The sequence below is a fragment of the Bradyrhizobium sp. CIR18 genome (genome assembly GCF_014198295.1).
Classification (GTDB): domain Bacteria; phylum Pseudomonadota; class Alphaproteobacteria; order Rhizobiales; family Xanthobacteraceae; genus Bradyrhizobium.
This window is the reverse complement of record NZ_JACIHF010000016.1, coordinates 61,923-77,879: the sequence shown is the minus strand read 5'-3', so window position 1 is coordinate 77,879 and position 15,957 is coordinate 61,923. Positions and strand designations below refer to the sequence as shown.

At 63.0% G+C, this 15,957-nt stretch carries 11 protein-coding genes; 2 read left to right on the top strand and 9 right to left on the bottom strand.

Annotated features, from left to right (window positions below; all coding sequences use genetic code 11):
* Positions 1 to 6: 6 nt before the first annotated feature.
* From GGD65_RS33520 to GGD65_RS33480, 9 genes are read right to left on the bottom strand one after another with little or no spacing between them, the layout of a single operon-like run.
* A complete protein-coding gene (locus GGD65_RS33520; protein ID WP_183238033.1) occupies positions 7 to 1,818 on the bottom strand; it encodes a serine/threonine-protein kinase in 1,812 nt (603 codons plus the stop codon).
* Positions 1,815 to 2,591 (bottom strand): PP2C family serine/threonine-protein phosphatase, encoded by a 777-nt coding sequence (locus GGD65_RS33515; RefSeq protein WP_183238032.1) that lies wholly within the window; start codon positions 2,589 to 2,591, stop codon positions 1,815 to 1,817. The genes GGD65_RS33520 and GGD65_RS33515 overlap by 4 nt, the downstream gene beginning before the upstream one ends.
* A 6-nt stretch (positions 2,592 to 2,597) precedes the next feature.
* Entirely contained in the window at positions 2,598 to 3,299 is a 702-nt protein-coding gene (gene tagF, locus GGD65_RS33510) for a type VI secretion system-associated protein TagF (protein ID WP_183238082.1), read from the bottom strand.
* Positions 3,296 to 6,847: a type VI secretion system membrane subunit TssM gene (gene tssM / locus GGD65_RS33505; protein WP_183238031.1), complete on the bottom strand. Its 3,552-nt coding sequence runs from the start codon at positions 6,845 to 6,847 to the stop codon at positions 3,296 to 3,298. Before tssM ends, tagF begins: the two co-directional genes overlap by 4 nt.
* Before the next feature lie 42 nt (positions 6,848 to 6,889).
* A complete protein-coding gene (tssL, locus tag GGD65_RS33500) occupies positions 6,890 to 8,422 on the bottom strand; it encodes a type VI secretion system protein TssL, long form (protein WP_183238030.1) in 1,533 nt (510 codons plus the stop codon).
* On the bottom strand, positions 8,419 to 9,756 hold the full coding sequence (tssK, locus tag GGD65_RS33495; RefSeq protein WP_026201979.1) for a type VI secretion system baseplate subunit TssK: 1,338 nt from the start codon (positions 9,754 to 9,756) through the stop codon (positions 8,419 to 8,421). Before tssK ends, tssL begins: the two co-directional genes overlap by 4 nt.
* Positions 9,757 to 9,803: 47 nt before the next feature.
* A complete protein-coding gene (gene tagH, locus GGD65_RS33490; RefSeq protein ID WP_183238029.1) occupies positions 9,804 to 11,180 on the bottom strand; it encodes a type VI secretion system-associated FHA domain protein TagH in 1,377 nt (458 codons plus the stop codon).
* A gap of 12 nt (positions 11,181 to 11,192) precedes the next feature.
* Positions 11,193 to 11,705, bottom strand: a complete 513-nt coding sequence (locus tag GGD65_RS33485) for a DUF6931 family protein (protein ID WP_245283198.1) — start codon at positions 11,703 to 11,705, stop codon at positions 11,193 to 11,195.
* A gap of 56 nt (positions 11,706 to 11,761) precedes the next feature.
* Positions 11,762 to 13,630, bottom strand: coding sequence for a type VI secretion system Vgr family protein (locus GGD65_RS33480; protein ID WP_018318175.1), 1,869 nt, complete (start codon positions 13,628 to 13,630; stop codon positions 11,762 to 11,764).
* A gap of 358 nt (positions 13,631 to 13,988) precedes the next feature.
* Between GGD65_RS33480 and GGD65_RS33475 the strand changes: the two genes are divergently transcribed.
* Both GGD65_RS33475 and tssB read left to right on the top strand, forming a co-directional pair.
* Positions 13,989 to 15,302, top strand: coding sequence for an ImpA family type VI secretion system protein (locus GGD65_RS33475; protein ID WP_183238028.1), 1,314 nt, complete (start codon positions 13,989 to 13,991; stop codon positions 15,300 to 15,302).
* Positions 15,303 to 15,416: 114 nt separating this feature from the next.
* Positions 15,417 to 15,944 carry a type VI secretion system contractile sheath small subunit gene (gene tssB, locus GGD65_RS33470; protein ID WP_018318177.1) on the top strand — a complete coding sequence of 176 codons (528 nt, stop codon included), beginning with the start codon at positions 15,417 to 15,419 and terminating at the stop codon, positions 15,942 to 15,944.
* Positions 15,945 to 15,957 lie beyond the last annotated feature (13 nt).

The window sequence follows — 15,957 nt, the reverse complement described above, 5'->3', positions numbered from 1 at the left end:
CGCCGATCAGTTCGTAAGCATCACGTAGCGGGCGGCTGCGGTGATCGTCACGTGGTTGCGCTGGGCGTCACTCAGCGCCTGCAGGAAGAACGTGTCGGCAGCCGTCGGTCGCGGCTGGCGCAACGAGTCCAGAACCTGCGGAGTCGCTACGGCCAAGATCAGTTGCGGACCGCTCGCGCGCGGGACCGGGAGCGAAAACGACAGCGAGTCAATACCCGGCTTCAGAAGGTAAGACAGGCTTTGCACCTCACCGCCATCCGATACCACGAGCAATTCCACCACACGATTGGCGAAGTTTTCGATGGTACCGTTGAGAGTTTCGCCAGCCTTCAGTTCCGTCGCTGACAGGGTGACGCGCGGTACTCGCACCTGATCGCTTCCCACCTGGCTCAAGAACTTGACGGCCGGGCACTGGGCCTGGGTCACCTGCCTGACGCCGACCGAAGCCTCAAATCCCTGGTCCCGCCGAAATGCCTTGTCGAACGTATCGAACGGGGCCGTCGAGGCGCCGAAGCCCTCGATCACGGCGGCGGTTTGACTGACCGCAACCGGCAAAATGAAGAAGCAATCGCCGCCGGAATATTGAGTTACATATTTGCGGATGCGCTCGGCTCGTCCCTGCCCCTCGGCTGGCGGAGTGGGCGTTACCGCCGGCGGTGGTGACAACTTCACCGGCTCCCGACCGCCGGGCTGTGGTGCGGAGGGCTCGACTTTCGGCGGCGACATTGTCCCCGCGAGTTTCGGAGGCGGCGGCAAGCCCGCCACGCCAGGCGCCGACCAGACCAGCTTATAGAAGGCATATCCACCCCCGCCCAACATGAGCAGCACCGCGGCTGCGCTAGCATAGAGCCAGAGACTGCGCGGCCTCTTCTGCGCGGTTGAGGGCGCCCTGTCCTGCCAGGCCGGCGCCGCGCTTTCCGGCGGCGCCAGCGGATCGAAGCCGGACAGCGACGCGGTGGATGTCTGAGGCGGACCTGTCGGCGTCCATTTGGCGACCTCCGCCATGGTCGCACGCAACGCCGGATCGGGCTGCAGCATCCGCTCCAGCAAAGGCCTGATGCGCATGTCTATCGCACCGAGATCGGGCACACGTCGGCGCTTCTCCACCAGTTGAAACTGGCTTCCGCCCATGTCGAGCTTCTGTCCGGTCAGCGCATGGAACAGCACGAGGCCGAAGCTGTAGACGTCGGACTTCGCCGTGATCTCGTTGCCGTACAGGCCGACCTGTTCCGGAGACGCGTAGTTGTCCTTGCCGGCGAAGCCCGAGCCGATGATGGTCTTGTCGCCCATCTGGGTCGATCGGGCGATACCGAAATCGATGATCTTGGCGCGTCTCACATCGTCGAGCGGCACGATGATGTTGTCCGGGGAAACGTCGCGATGGATGATGCCGTGCTCGTGGGCGGCCTCCAGCCCCGATGCAACGCGCTGCATCAGCCTGACCAGCGCCTCGAAAGTCAATGGCCCTTCGTCGAGCATGTTCGAGAGCGAACGGCCGTTCACGAACTCCATCGCGAGATACGGTCGCTGCAGCACGGGCTCCACGGTGAACAGGAAGTAGCGAACGATCGCGTCGTGCGGGAGATTGTGAAGCGCCGCTGCCTCCCGCCGGAACAGCGCGAGCGCGGCCTCGTTGTCGACCATGTCGGGCAGCAGCATTTTCACCGCAACCGGCGATCCGGTCTGGATTTCACGGCACTTGTAGACCTCACCCATGCCGCCCGCGCCGATCACCGCTTCGATCTCGTATATGCCGTTGAGGCGGGTGCCGGGCAGCACACCGCAGTAGCCCGACGGGAATGGATCGTTGACGGTCATGGTTGCGGCTCCCGATCCAGCGGCGATCTTGTCGGTTCTGAGGATCGCGGCACCAGCAGCCGCACAACCACGATCGTCACGTTGTCGAGTCCTCCCCGATCAAGAGCCAAAGCGAGCATGTCATCGCAAGCCGCCTGGGAGTGCCGCGTGGTCGCGTGCTGCAGGATCTCGTCGTCCTGCACATGCTTGGTCAAGCCGTCGCTGCAGATCACGAAGACGTCTTCCGGCTCGGCCGGACCTGTCACGACCTCGAACTCCGGATCGTCGGCGACGCCAACAGCCCGGGTAATGGCATTGGTCGGCCAGTCCTTGACGTCTTCGCGCGACACCGCGCCGCCGGCAATCAGTTCCTCCAGCTCGCTGTGATCATGCGATACCTGATTGATGCTGCCCCGGTTGACCAGGTAGACCCGGCTGTCGCCCGCCCATATGCAGGCATAATAGCCGTCGCGCACGAGCAGAACCGCCGCCGTGGTGCCGACGGTGGCGCCCTGCCGCTCCTTGCTGAGCGACAGGATCTGCCGGTTCGCGTGGAACAGCCGCTCCTCGCACTGCGCCAACAAGTCGGCGGCCGAGTCCGGCAAGCCGATCGTGTTAAGCGACTGCACGACGATGCGGCTGGCGAGATCGCCGGCTTCGTGACCGCCCATACCGTCGGCGACGGCCCACAGGCCGACATCGGTCCGGACCAGGCACGAATCTTCGTTTCGCGTCCGCACCCGTCCGGCATGAGTGACGCTACCGACATCGAACAAGGAAGGGACATGCATCATCGCCCGTCACCCCGTCCCGGATGCTGTACGGCCGAGATCGCCGGTCAGCAGTGTGGAATAATGAAATGGATCAGGCAATCCGCGGCAAGCGAGCGCCATTGATGGAAAGCCTTCGCCACCCGCGGTCCACCAGAAACTTGCCGCAGCATAGATCTGCGGACTGGCAGCGGAAAGCGCGGCAAAGGACTTGGTGAATGCGTCATCCGCGGAAACCGCTCCGACGGTTGTTGCGCCCAGTGCGATCATTTGCGAGGCTTCGGCGATCGGCGCCTGCGGTCGCGGCACCGCGAGACGATCCAGGGCATCCGATATCTGCTCAAAGGTTGAAGTTTGATCCAGGGTCGAAAGCAGGAACGCCTCCGCCTGCCCGTACCATTCATCCTGAGGATCGACGCTCGGCGGCGGCAGTAAGGCGCTTTCGTCCGACACCGCATGCAGCGTCAATGGATAATACCGCCCCACCCCGTCGAGCGAAGGCATCACTGCCCCCGCCACCGTCGTGCCGCAGATGGCGGCGCCAAGCCAGAATCGCCAGACCGGTGCGGTCAGGAACGCCTGCTGCCAGCCCGAGCCAAGCTGATGACGACTGGCCGACAGCGCAGACTGCACCCATGGCTCCCAGGCTTCCAGGAAGCTGCGCGGGGTGGCGATCGCGATGAAATCACGCTTTGCGCCGATCTTGCCGAATAGCCCACAACGCATGGTCATATTCCGGTCGGGCAACGAAACTCGCGGAGCACCGACAGGTTGAGGGGATTGCGCAACGACCCGGTCGAAATCTGATAGTTGAGCTCGCGCCCCGCGACGATGAAAGTCGCGCTGGCGGTTTCCGCTTTCACCACCAAGGATCCAGCCTCCAGCATCCGGAACAACGACCAGGGACCGATGCGCTCGAGCACGGATGGCGGCCCGAAATCGTTGCTGACCGAAATTGCCGTCCGCGGCGACGGACCCGGCCAGAGGACGGTGGTCGGTGCGTTGCTCTGAGGCTGCGGCGGCGGTGGCGGAGGTTGCGGCCCGCCGAACATGGACGAAGCCGTGGGCGGGCCCGGCGTGACCGGGCTGGTGATCGTCGTGCCGCCAATCTCGGTCTTGACCGTCACGCCCGGTCCGGATGCCCCGGGCGGCCGGATCGCGAACGACACCGCGGGCACGCCACCGCCGGTCTGGAAGAAGGCGTCGCGGACATAGGCCGCATTCTGGAACTGCTTCAGCGTGTCGGGCGAGAACGATCGGCCGACGGGACTCTCCTTCCGCCACGTCCAATCTGATCGCGAAGTGTCGGCGTAAGACGCCAGGAATTGGGTGAAGAATTTGTCCATGACGCCGTTCGGACTGAAAAGCTTGGCGAAGTCGGCGAGTGGCACCTCCTGATTGCTGCCGCGGACGAACGGATACCGGTTGGTCACCGTCTGCTGGCAAACTGGCGTGACCTGATCGCGCAGCGCCTGCAGGATCTGTCCGGCAGTCGAGGCGGCAATGCTGCCCTCGAACTCCGCGGCGGTCGCGCGCAGCATGTCGGAGAACGGCGGCGGCATGCGCGAGGCATTGTTGCGCAGGGCCGCAACCTGGCTCTGAAGCGAAGCGGTCGCCTGCGCGGTCAGTTGCGGGTTCTCGATGATCAGCGTCAGATTCTGTGCGATATCGTTCAGGTTGGCGATGGTCGAGTCGATCGGCCGGCGGGTGCTGTCGCCTTCCAGCACCGCATGATATGGTTTGAACTGCGCTTCGATCGTCGTCCCGGGTGGTCCATCCTGGGCGTTGGTGAACAGTGGCGGCGCGGCCACAGCAGGCGTGGCCGGGTTCGTCGCAGCGTTCGCCGGCTTCGGCCGTTCCTTAGTCAGCATCGTCTCGTCACGCACCGATTCCAGGATTTGCCGCATCGGTGAGGTCGGCGCGGAAACCGCCCTTAGCACCTCGTATTTCGGCTTGTCGGCGAGCAGTTTCTTCAGACGCAAGCTGCCCAGCGCGGTTCGCCAAGTCGTGACAAACTCGTTGGAATAGATGTTCAAGAGGTCGCCGGCGAGGTTGTCGTACTGCTGGTCGATGGCCGACTGCTGGCCGGCATCGCCCAGAACCCAGCGTTCCTTCTTCATGCGCTCCGACAAACCTGGCAGCCGGGCGACGAAGTTCTGCTGGAAGCCGTTATAGGTGAAGAACTGGGGCACCCGCACAGCGTCCAGAGGCTGCCCCGTCGTGGTTTCGAACACGACCGCCATGTCAGGACCGCCGCGGCGGGCGGCGATCCAGTCGCCTGCAGTCGATGAGCGAGCCTCGGATTTCAGGAATTCGTAGGCGCGCTGCGACACGCTCAGGCGCGCTAGCGAATTCTGCGCCTGCTTGATCAGCCGGCCGTCCAGCTCGACAAGCGGGGGCTGCTCCGTCTCGAGGTCGAACATCGCCGTGAGGTTCTCATCGAGCAGGCGCCGTCCTTCTGCGTTGGTTGCGCCGGGATAGAGGTTGTCCTGCCAGTCGCGCTGCATCCAGGAGCGGATCAGCTCGCGGTCCGGCGACTGCAGGCCGCCGAGCATCAGATAGACCTTCAGCGCCTCGTAGACGAACGCGGATTCGTTGACCCGCGCGTTGAGCTGCTCCTCCAAACGATACAGCAGGCGTGGCCTGAACATGCGCTCGAGCGCCGCATGATAGGCCGCCTTGGAGGGCGACATCAGCCGGGCGTGCTGGCTGAGCCCGTAACGGGCCGACAGGGGCACCGATTCGTTGCGCGATCCGTAGCCCGCCGGGGCGTTGCGCAGCCGATAGAGCAGTGGCAACACCTTGTCGAGCTCATGATCGTCGATCAGCGTCTGCTTGATGAGAGGCGCTCCGGCGGATGCATATTCGTTGTCCGCCTGCACACTCTGCGCGATCAAGTCGGAATTGCGCTTGTAGCTGGTCAGCCATCCTGCGATCAGCCCGATCGAGACCAGACCGATCAAGGACAACGCTGCCGTTTTCAGAATCAGTGCGCGGCGCACCGCCGCACGGTCGGTCGAGACCCAGTCGGCCTCTCCGATGATGACCTTGGAAATGAGATCGGCGAGGAAAAAGCTCTTGCCCGTCCCTGAATAGGATCCGGAACCGACCTCCTCCGCGCCGAACGTACGCGCCAGCGACCCGATCAGTTGGTCGATGGGAGTCCCTTGCTGCGTACCCGAGGTGAAGTAGAATCCGCGCAGGTTCGCGTTCACGTGGTAGCGCGTTGGCTCGAAGATCTGGTTGAGGAAGTCGTGGATCTGGGGCTTGAGCCGCGCCATCTGTGCCGGGAAGCCGAACAGTTGCACGCGGTGCTGCGGCGTCGGCTCGTCCTGCAGGCGGTCGAGTGTCTCTTCGCTCAGGCGCTCCAGCAGACGGTCGAACTCGACCGGTATCTGTCCGACCAGATTCTGGGTCTTGTCAGCGGTTTGGAATGTCGCACCCCAGACCTGGCGACGGCCGGCCTCGCCGACATAGGCGAAATATTCGGTGAAGCCGGCAACGAGATCGGTCTTGGTAAATAGCGCGTAGACGGGGAAGCTGACCTTGAGCTTCTGATGCAGCTCGAGCAGGCGCATTCTGATGGCATCGGCGTGAAGCGCGAGCTCCTGCTTCGGCAGCGTCAGCACGTCCTCGATGCTGATGGCGACCAGCACGCCGTTGATCGGCTGGCGTGACCGGCTCTTCTTGAGGATGTCGAGGAAGGCCAGCCAGCTTTCCTTGTCGGCCTTGGCGTTGGAATCCTGAGTGGTATAGCGGCCGGCCGTATCGATCAGCACGGCCTCCTCGGTAAACCACCAATCGCAATAGCGGGTACCGCCGACCCCCGCGACCGCAGCCGGCGTCGCCCCGCGTGCGAGCGGAAATTTGAGCCCGGAATTGACCAGCGCAGTGGTCTTGCCGGCGCCGGGCGGGCCGATGATGACGTACCAGGGCAGATCATAGAGATAGCTCGATTTGTTGCCGCTGGCGGTCTTCAGGGTGGCGAGCGCATCCTTCATGCGCTCCTTGAGAACCGGCTCGTCGCTGACTGGCTGATCTGCCGCACTGATTCCGTCGGCGATCTCCTTGGCATTCTTGCGCCGCTTGAAGAAACTGAAGCCGGCGACGCCCGCCACGGCCGTGATCAGCAGCAGAATCGCGATCTGGCGGATGATGTGGTTCTCGAGCGGATGCCAGTCGCCGAATGCAATGAAGGGACCTGCGAAATAGATCACGGCGCCGAGCGAGCTGAGCCCAACTCCGTAGAGAATGATGCGGATGATATCCTTGGCAAGCATTGATCGGTACCTGTCGCAAACCGCGTGAGCCGTAGAGCCTGCTTATTCGCTGCGTTCGATGAAGATCTCGACACGCCGGTTCTTGGCGCGTCCGTCAGGCGTCGAATTGGGTGCGATCGGCGCGTCCGCCCCCTTGCCTTCAACGTCCACGCGCGAACCATCGGTCAGGCCGGGCTTCAGTGCGGCGGCAACCGCCTTGGCGCGCTCGACCGACAGCTCGAAGTTCGAAGGGAAGCGCACTGTGCGGATCGGCGAGCTATCGGTATGACCGACGACCCGGATTCGTCCCGGCTCCTTGTCGAGGGTTGCTGCGACGCGGGCCGCAACCGGCTTGAAGCCGTCGAGGATGGTGGCCTGGCCTGACGAGAACAACGCGAGGTCACAGACCCTGATCACGATAAAGCTCGCGGTCTGGTCCGCAGTCATGGCACAGGCGGTGTTCTCCTTGGCGAGCGCATTGCGGATGCGCTGCAGCTGGGTAACACGGTCCGGCGGTGGCGGCGGAGGTGGTGGAGGCGGGGGTGCAATGACCTTGCGCTTGAGCTCGATCGGATCGCTGGGATGCAGCGCCAGAGCGACTGCGGCAGCGTTCTCCGCCCGGCTGGCCAGCAGCGTCCGCAGGATGAAATAGGACCCCGTCAATAGCGCGGCGGCCACGGCGGCCACCAGCCAGACCGGAACGCGGAGACGCTGCCGGCGACCGGCCAGCGCCTGCCCCCTCCAGTTGGGCGACAAGTCGCTCACCGTCTTGGGACGGACCCGGCGCAACAATTCGTAGAGGTTGCGCTGGATCACCTGCAAATTCGCTAGCCCGCCTGCCGACGTACGGTGGATGCCCTGGAAGCCGAGCGCGAGACAGGCATGCTGCAGTTCGAGCACTGGATAGTTGATCAGCGGATCAACCTTCAAATGGTCGAGAATCTCGAAGAAACGGACACCACCCACACGCTCGCCGAAGAATCGGCTCAGCATGGAATATTGCGTCCAGACGTGGCGCTCATCGGTCGGGATGTGCTGCACGATATCGTCGGCGGTGGCGCATAGGATGTATTTCGCCGTGTTGGCCTGATGCTCGGAGATCCCTGCCGAACGGATATCCTTCTCGAAGAACTTGATCGCGTCGGCGACCTGCTCCATCAGACTTGCGAATGAGGCACGCATGAGCGCCACGCGCAACCGGCCAAGCAGTTGCAGCAAAGGGCCGGCCGCACGCATCACCGGATTGGCGTTTGGCGCCACCAGATCGTCGACGCGCAACGGCGGTCCAGGCGCCAGCATCCCCTGCTGCGTCGGTGCCTGCGCGGGCGTCGATATCCATTCCTCGGACGGCTGGCTGGTCGGCGCAGAGGCGTAGCTCGGGCGCTGCGGAATGGGAGAAGAGGATGACGGCGAGGAAGGCGCGGGCGCGCCGGGAGACGGCACAGGTGACGGCGAATAGCTTGGGCGTGCTGCGGGTCCCTCGCCCGCCGGAGGCTGAGCGGTGGGCGCCGGCGGCAACCTCCCGCCGGGATTGGGACGAATGATCGTCCGCTCGCCCCGACCGAAAGGATTGACCGGCTTGTCCCTGTCGCTCATGGCCTGTCTTCCAGGATAGCCCAAAGGTACAGCTCGAGCTCCGGCCAGTCGCCGGAGAAATGCATCCCGATCGAGGCCGCCGTGCTGAACTCCGGCCATAGCGGCGACTTGCGATCGAGATAGAAATAGACGTGATCGGTGATGGCCCGGATGTGCGGCGGCGGGGTCGGCAGGTGCACCAGCGTCAACCCTGGCAAGTTGGCGTGCACGATCTCGTTCATCTTGGTGTTCGGGCCGACCTTGAACAAATGCGGGAAGTCGTTCTGGATCTCCACGAGCGGCCGCCGTGCGGCGACCTCCAGCACCAGGGTCGCATTGCGGAACAGCGCCCGATCGCGGATCGGCGACACGAACGCGTTCTGGGCGCGCTCGATGATCTCCAGGCGGATCGCCCGCCGGCCCAGCCGCGCGCTCAGGAAGTCCTGGATATCGCTCACCAGGGGTGTGAAGATATTCTCGAGATCGTCGTGATCGTACGCTGGATAGTTGCGAGCACGGCGTTCTGGTGTGGCAAACGTCGCAAGCTCGCCGGCAAACCTCAACAGCTCCTCGTACAGTCGTTCCGGATGAACGCTGCCCGAACGCTGGAAATGGGTCAGCACGGGAATGGTCCGGTTCAGCACCTGCAGCACCAGATAGTCGACGCTCTGCAACCCGCCCCCGGACGACGGATCGACCGCGTAACGTGCCAGCTCGTCGAGCTTGGTCTCGACCCAGCCGATAATGCGATTGAGCCAGCCGTCGATGATGGGATGTGCGGCGCAGACCAGCATCGGCGGCACGAACTTGTCGTCGAACAGGATGTTCTTGTCGCGCACTTCCAGAATGCGCGCGATGCCGAGTCCCATGTATCCCGGCTTGCTGGTCTTGCGCAGTTCGAACGACAACCGCGGATAAGCGATGTCGATCTCTTCCTCGATGCGCAGCGCCGAGGTCGAATCGATGAAGGTCTCGGACGTACGAACATAGCGACTGGCGCTGTCGGTGCGATCCTCATCAACCTCGCGGGTATTTGGCGCTGCGATCGGCATCATCAGCCAGACGATCTGGCCGGCGGCAGAATCCGGCACCTCGATCGCTTCCGGAATCGGGCTGTCCGCGGGGATGTCGAACGGCGTTCCGTCCGGCATGACGCCGGACGCGTTGCGCACCGCGAACTTACTCTGTTCGGTGAGGTCCTTGTCGATCTCGAGCTGGGCGAATCCCCAGGGGTATGGCGTTGTGTAGCGAACGCGCTTTTCCAGCAAATGTTCAATATAGCGATCGTTCTGCTGCAGATGGTGCGGCCGCAGAAACAGTCCTTCTGACCAGAAAACCTTGCTGTACCAAGACATTCCTACATCCACTCAGCAGCGTTTGGCGACCGCGTGGTCGCCGATAGTCACTTTGAGCCGCCCTTGTCGGCGCGGTCGTAATAGTCCGAAAAATGCAACATGAAAGTATCGATCGGCGCGCTATTGTCGCGGCCGAGATGCGCCTTCCAGCGCGTCAGGAATTCGTCCCAGAGTTTGCCCTTGTTCGAGCCGAACCAGGAGTTTGCGCCGCGCTGAAGCTCGAGCTCGCGCGCCATGAGCGTCGGATCGATGCCGGCGATGAGCTCGTGGACAGCGTGCTGCATCGCCATGTACGTCTTCAACTGATGCGATTTGAGGTCGCCGAAGCCCTGCGCGAAGGCTCGTTGCGCGTCGAGATAGCTGCGCGTCCGCGGCCCGAACAATATGCGCATGGCCTCTTCCGAAGTCGGCGAGAATTTCAGCGGGTTGTTCTCCACGGCCTGGACAGTCGTCTGGCTGGTGCTGCGGGTCAGCTGCTTGGCCTGAGTTCGCGCCTGCAGCAGCGCCATCAGATTGTCTACGGTCATGCGCAAGATCGTGCCGAGCTGTTCGGCGAGCTCCGCGTCGGTCTTGTTGGCAAAGAAATTGTCCGGCAACCCCGCAGCACGTGCCACCAGCCGCGCGAACTCGGTAACGCCGACCGGCTTGGCCGCGGCTGGCCCTTCGCCCACCACTTGTGCCGGGCGGGACTGCTCAACGGGTGGCCGGGCCGGCGATGGCGGCGGCTGGACGGGCACTGTTTCATCATCGGTCCACACCGATGGCCGGCGCGGGGTCGGCATGGCGGGTGGTGCCTCGACCAGTGCTCTCGGCGTCGCGACCGGGCCGGCGGCCCAGCTCATGTCGTCCTGCGCATCGGGCTGGTGCGGAGGCGTCGGCGATTGACGTCGAAACGGATCCACTCCCGGCGCCGGGACGCTCGCGGCCCAATCCAGAAACTCCGGATTGATCGGCCGCGCCGCCTCGCGTGGGTTCTTCAGCTGCTGTGGATCGATCGGCGGCGGCACGTCGCGGTCGGCCGCCCAAAGCTCCTGGTACCCGGCATGCTGCTGGACGGGAGAAGCCCGCGGTTGCGCCTCGCGGTCCGGGACGCGCCCGCCCGCCTCGTGCTCCAGTGAAACTCCGATGATGTAGTGGCCAATGGTAAGTCGATCGCCGTCGCGCAACCGGTGTGGCCCCCGGATGCGCTGGTCGGCACCATTGAGAAAAGTGCCATTGGTCGAGACGTCATGCAGCCAATAGGCGCCGTCGCGAAAATGCACCTCGCAGTGCTTTCCGGAAATCATCCGCGTCGGATCGGGCAACGTCCAGTCGAGGTGACGGTCCCGGCCAATATCGACCGACCGCCTGCCCGTGACCGAAAACGATACAGGGCCGCCGTCCGGAAGATTCGGTTCGTTCTCGATATTGAAGCGAAGCACCATCTCATCGTCTCGTCAGCGCGGAGGGCGCGGTTCGCCGCGTGCCAATTGAATACCATCCTCCAGGCATGCCGTCATTATCCGGTCCCGGGACTCGCGGGGCAGCCGGCAAAGGGCGATCAGCAGGGCCGCTCGCACCGCGCGCGCGGCTTGGTCGGGCTTGGCCTCGACCGGCGCAAATTCTGCCGGAACCACGCTTCCGCCGGACCATCCGGCTGCCAGCGCCAGCCATGTCGCCGGCTGCTCGGGATCGTTGGCATTGCCGACCGCCAGCGCCTTGTTCCGGGATTGCTCGTCCGGCTGCCTGACCCAGGTCTCCACGAAATTCAGCGACCTGCTGTCGTTGGCATCGAACTGGTCGAACATCCGTCGCAACGAGCGGCATCCCCAGGCAACCGCCACGCGCCTGGGCAGCAGATAGGCGCAGAAAGAGACGGCTCCGTGCCAATTGCGCGCATCGGTGGCGTCCTGAAGGAAGTCCAGCGAAGGCTTGTTGACCTCCGCCTTTCCGACGTCGTGGCGCGCCATGGGATAGGCCTGAAACAGATCCTGCACCGTAGCGAACCGAGCCTGGCTCATAGCGGTCAGCCGACAAGAGTTGGCAGGCCGTGGGCGCCCAGCGGTCCCCCGGCTGCGAGTGCCATGGCGCCCTGCGCGGTCATCGCGATAGTCGGCGCGTTGATGACGATACCCGCAGGGGTCAGGATGATCTGGCTGGGGCCAACCTGCAGGGTGATGTTGACGTTCGCCATGAGCGTGATGGTCAGGCCCGCGGTGACGGACTGATCCATCGTCATGGTGATATGCTGACCTCCCAGCTCGATGTCGAGCTTGTCATTGCCGTTGACGAGGGTGGTCTTGCGGGTGTCGCCACCGAACGCGGCTTCGCCGATGGTCCGCGTCTCGGTGTCGCGGACCGTCACGTCGTGGTCCTTCTCGGCGTGCACCGTGATCTTCTCGGAGCCCTTCTTGTCCTCGAAGTTCCACTCGTTGTAGCCGCCGCCCCCCTTGGTGGAGTCCGATTTCAATCCCGCGATCGTCTTCTTGGACGGCAGATCGTAGGGCAGCTTGTATTCGTCGTTATATACGGTGCCGATCACCAGCGGCCGATCCGGATCTCCTTCCAGGAATTCGACGACCACCTCCTGTCCGACGCGCGGAATGATCTGGCCGCCCCATTTCTTGCCGGACCAGACCTGGGCGACGCGCAACCGGCATGACCGCTTTTTCTTCCGGTCCCAGAAGAACCGGACATAGATTTCGCCGAGATTTTCGACGTCGATCTCCTCGCTGGAATTGTCGTCCTTGGTCACCACCTTGGCGGTCTGGACGCCGTTGATCCTCGGCTTCGGCGTCAGCATCGGCGCGCGGAACGGCCGATCACTTGGCAGAAACTCGTAGCTGCCGAAATAGACGTGTTGGCTGGCGTCGCTCGGGCCGCCAGTGCGATAGGATTCGATCGAGAACGAATGGGTGGCTCGCACCACGAGATATTCGACATTCTGCGAGTCTTTGTGGTGCTTTTCGAGCTTAGTCAGTCCGCCGGGGAACAGGTTGACTGCGTCGCCGTTGCCGCGCCGCCGCCGGTCCATGGCCTGTTCGGACTGGAGCTGGATCTTCGCGTAACGCTCGCCGTCGGATTTCTCCTTGAACTTGCCTGGATAGTCGTAAAATTCCATCTCCGACCGCGTGTAGTGCTCGTTACCCTTGGCGTCGCTGATCATCTGCGCGTTGGGCTTCTGGTAGTTGTAGTCGTTGAGCTCGACCTTGCCGGTCCGAAATCGACGCTCCGAGACCCATTCGTAGATGTGTTGCTCGCCGCGCCGATCGGCTCCCGTCAGCGGAATGTAGGGTATCGTGGCAAGGCCGTTGATCGGGCTATGCGACGATTTGGAGTCCGCCAACACCAGCGTGTGCTTGCAGCCCTCGTGCTTGAAATAGTAGTAGATGCCGTGCTGTTCCATCAGCCGGCAAACGAAATTCAGATCGGTCTCCCGGTACTGAACGCAATATTCGAGCTTCGGACAGGAGCCCTCTTCGGTCAGCTTGGATTCATAGTCGGTGAAGCCGCGATCGTTGAAGACTTCCTTGATGATGTCGGGCGCCTTCTTGTCCTGCCAGATCCGGCAATCGGTGGTTCGCGACAACAGCCATAGCCAAGGCCTCAGTACGATCCGATAGCTGAAGTAGTCGTTCTTCACCCCCAGCCATTGGGCTTCCGTGAGAATGCCGCTGAACTCGCGTTCCTTTTCGTGCAGCTTGATGGTCAGTGTACATTGCTGACCGATCGCGCGGTCGAAGTCGAGATCGGCATCCTCGCTGAGACACTCGATGCGATATTCGAAGAGTTCGCTAAGTCCTTCCGAAGCCTCGTATCCGACGAAAACCAGAACGTCTTTGCCGAGAGGCGTCTTGAGCTCGCAGAGGCGGGTATCCTGGGTAAGCTGGCCCATGTGGGCGTTAACTCCCTCTTCGTCCGCGTGATCCGCAGAAGTGCAGATCAGGCGTCATGTAAGAACCACGGAAATCCCTTCTGCCGCTGACAGGGCCGGCAAGTCCGCCCCGAGGGCGGGCGGGCCTTCTGACGCGCCACGGCAGCCGTCCAAAGAACCACCTCGCCCCTTAAGTATAGTCGCCTCCAAGAGCTTGCCGGTTCACGCGAAACTGTCATGATCGTTTGGGGAATGAACCAGCGCCATCATGGATCTGACCTACCAAGGCAATCAGATCGTGATCCTCCCCTGCCCGATCCGTTGGACGACACGGGCTTCGGCAGAGGGGCGGATGACTTAGGAGACGGACGATCCGCGCATGCTCGACGTAGCATCCCTCACCCAGGCCATAGCGGCCGAAGATCCTTGCGGGCCGGACCTCGACGCCGCCGGCGACATACAGTACCTCAATTTTTTCGCAGGTGCGGAATCCCTGCTGCCGATGTCGTATTTCGAGGTCGTCAACGCCAATGGAGAGCGCGGACGATTCGATCCGAAGGCCGTCGATATTGCGGGCCAGTTTGAGGCCGTACGGCCCCTTCTGGCGCGCACCCGCGATCTGCGCCTGAACATGCTGCTGGCCAAGTTCTCAATCCTCAACCGGGATCTCGACGGCTTTCTGAATTGCCTGAAGGCGACCACCACGCTGCTGAGGGATCAGTGGGAGGCGGTGCATCCGAGGGCCCAAGACGGCGACTATGCGCTTCGGGCAGTCACGGTCGAAGCGATCGATGTGTTTCCAACCGTGATCAACCCCCTCCAATTCCTTCCGCTGATCGAGAACCGCAGGCATGGCAGCCTCAATTACCGGGCCTATCAGGTCGCAAAAGGCGAAATTACCCACGGCGATGCCGACGCGGGCGGCCCCGATCTAGCGACTATCGAGCGCATCATCGGCGATACCGATCTCCACACCCTCAAGGCCGTGAGTGCCCGGTGCTCGGCGGTCGCGGCTGAAATTTCCGGCCTCAAGGCGATCTGGCACGAAAAGTTGAACGCGGGTCAACCCATCAGCCTCGATCGAGTCTCCGGAGTCGTAAACGGTATGGCCGCGTGGCTTGCGGGTGTTGTCACGGAGCGTGATCCGGCCGCAGTGGCCGCGCTATCGGACGATGCGGCACCGGTTGACGCGCAAGCGCCACTGGAAACGACCGGCGCGCTGGCTTCGTCAGCGCAGGCCACCGCAGCACTTGCGGCCGCGGCGGACTATTTCTCCCGAATGGAACCGTCCAACCCGGCGCTGTTGCTGGTGCGCCAGGCGCAGGAAATGGTCGGCAAGTCATTCATCGAGGTGATGCGGATGCTGGTGCCCACCCACGTGGAGAGCGCCGCGATCAACATCGGGCGCGACAAGGTTTTCGACCTGCCTATCGAACGGATGGCGGAACTCGCCATAACACCCTCGTCCACGGTCGAGAACGCATCTCAAGATATTGTTTTTTGTGTAGAAAGCAGAACTCAAGCTCTGGGCCTATTGGTGAAGGTGGCGGCATTCTTCCGAGCCGCAGAGCCGTCCAGCCCGATCCCTTTTTTGGTCGACCGCGCGCGCGATCTCGCGCAGCGAGACTTCCTGAGCCTCTTGAATGACGTCCTGCCCGAGGGGGCGCTCAAGACAATCGACAAATCGCATTGAACCCGCTTTTCGCTCGGCGGCACTAACAGGACATAAGGAAGCTTGTCGACCGCGAGTTGAGCCGCCTTATCAGCCTGCGTCGCGCAAGTCGGTTTCCAAGTAGAGAGGGCAGCCATGGCTACGGACAGCGGTCAAAAATTCATTCGGCGAAACCGCGCACCGCGCGTGCACATCACATACGAAGATCCCTACGACGCCGAGCGGCTTATCGAGCTGCCGTTTGTCATGGGCGTCCTCTCCGACCTCTCCGGCAACAACGCCGGCGTCGAGAAGTCCAAGGTCGAGGAGCGCAAATTCCTCGAGTTCGACATGGACAATTTCGACAACCGCATGGCGGCAATTCAGCCCGGCGTGACGACACGGGTGGCTAATCGTCTGGGCGATGCGCCCGACGAGAAGATTTCCATCGGCCTGCGCTTCAACAAGATGGCCGACTTCTCACCGGTGGCGGTCGCCCGGCAAGTTCCAGCTACGGCCAAGCTGCTGGAGGCCCGCGAACGGCTCGCCAACCTGCTGCGCTACATGGACGGCAAGGTGGCCGCCGAGGATCAGTTGAAGAAGCTTCTCAGCGATCCGCAACTGATGGCCGCGCTGCAGGAGCGCGCAGCCGGCCAGCCGACCGAACCCGACGTTGAGAAATAAGGGAAGGACTGGG

Coding starts and splice junctions, on each gene's coding strand:
- tagF (WP_183238082.1), bottom strand. CDS start 3,299: ATGACCATGCGTTGTGGGCTATTCGGCAAGATCGGCGCAAAGCGTGAT.
- GGD65_RS33515 (WP_183238032.1), bottom strand. CDS start 2,591: ATGATGCATGTCCCTTCCTTGTTCGATGTCGGTAGCGTCACTCATGCC.
- GGD65_RS33485 (WP_245283198.1), bottom strand. CDS start 11,705: ATGGCGCGCCACGACGTCGGAAAGGCGGAGGTCAACAAGCCTTCGCTG.
- GGD65_RS33475 (WP_183238028.1), top strand. CDS start 13,989: ATGCTCGACGTAGCATCCCTCACCCAGGCCATAGCGGCCGAAGATCCT.
- tagH (WP_183238029.1), bottom strand. CDS start 11,180: ATGGTGCTTCGCTTCAATATCGAGAACGAACCGAATCTTCCGGACGGC.
- tssM (WP_183238031.1), bottom strand. CDS start 6,847: ATGCTTGCCAAGGATATCATCCGCATCATTCTCTACGGAGTTGGGCTC.
- tssK (WP_026201979.1), bottom strand. CDS start 9,756: ATGTCTTGGTACAGCAAGGTTTTCTGGTCAGAAGGACTGTTTCTGCGG.
- GGD65_RS33480 (WP_018318175.1), bottom strand. CDS start 13,630: ATGGGCCAGCTTACCCAGGATACCCGCCTCTGCGAGCTCAAGACGCCT.
- tssB (WP_018318177.1), top strand. CDS start 15,417: ATGGCTACGGACAGCGGTCAAAAATTCATTCGGCGAAACCGCGCACCG.
- GGD65_RS33520 (WP_183238033.1), bottom strand. CDS start 1,818: ATGACCGTCAACGATCCATTCCCGTCGGGCTACTGCGGTGTGCTGCCC.
- tssL (WP_183238030.1), bottom strand. CDS start 8,422: ATGAGCGACAGGGACAAGCCGGTCAATCCTTTCGGTCGGGGCGAGCGG.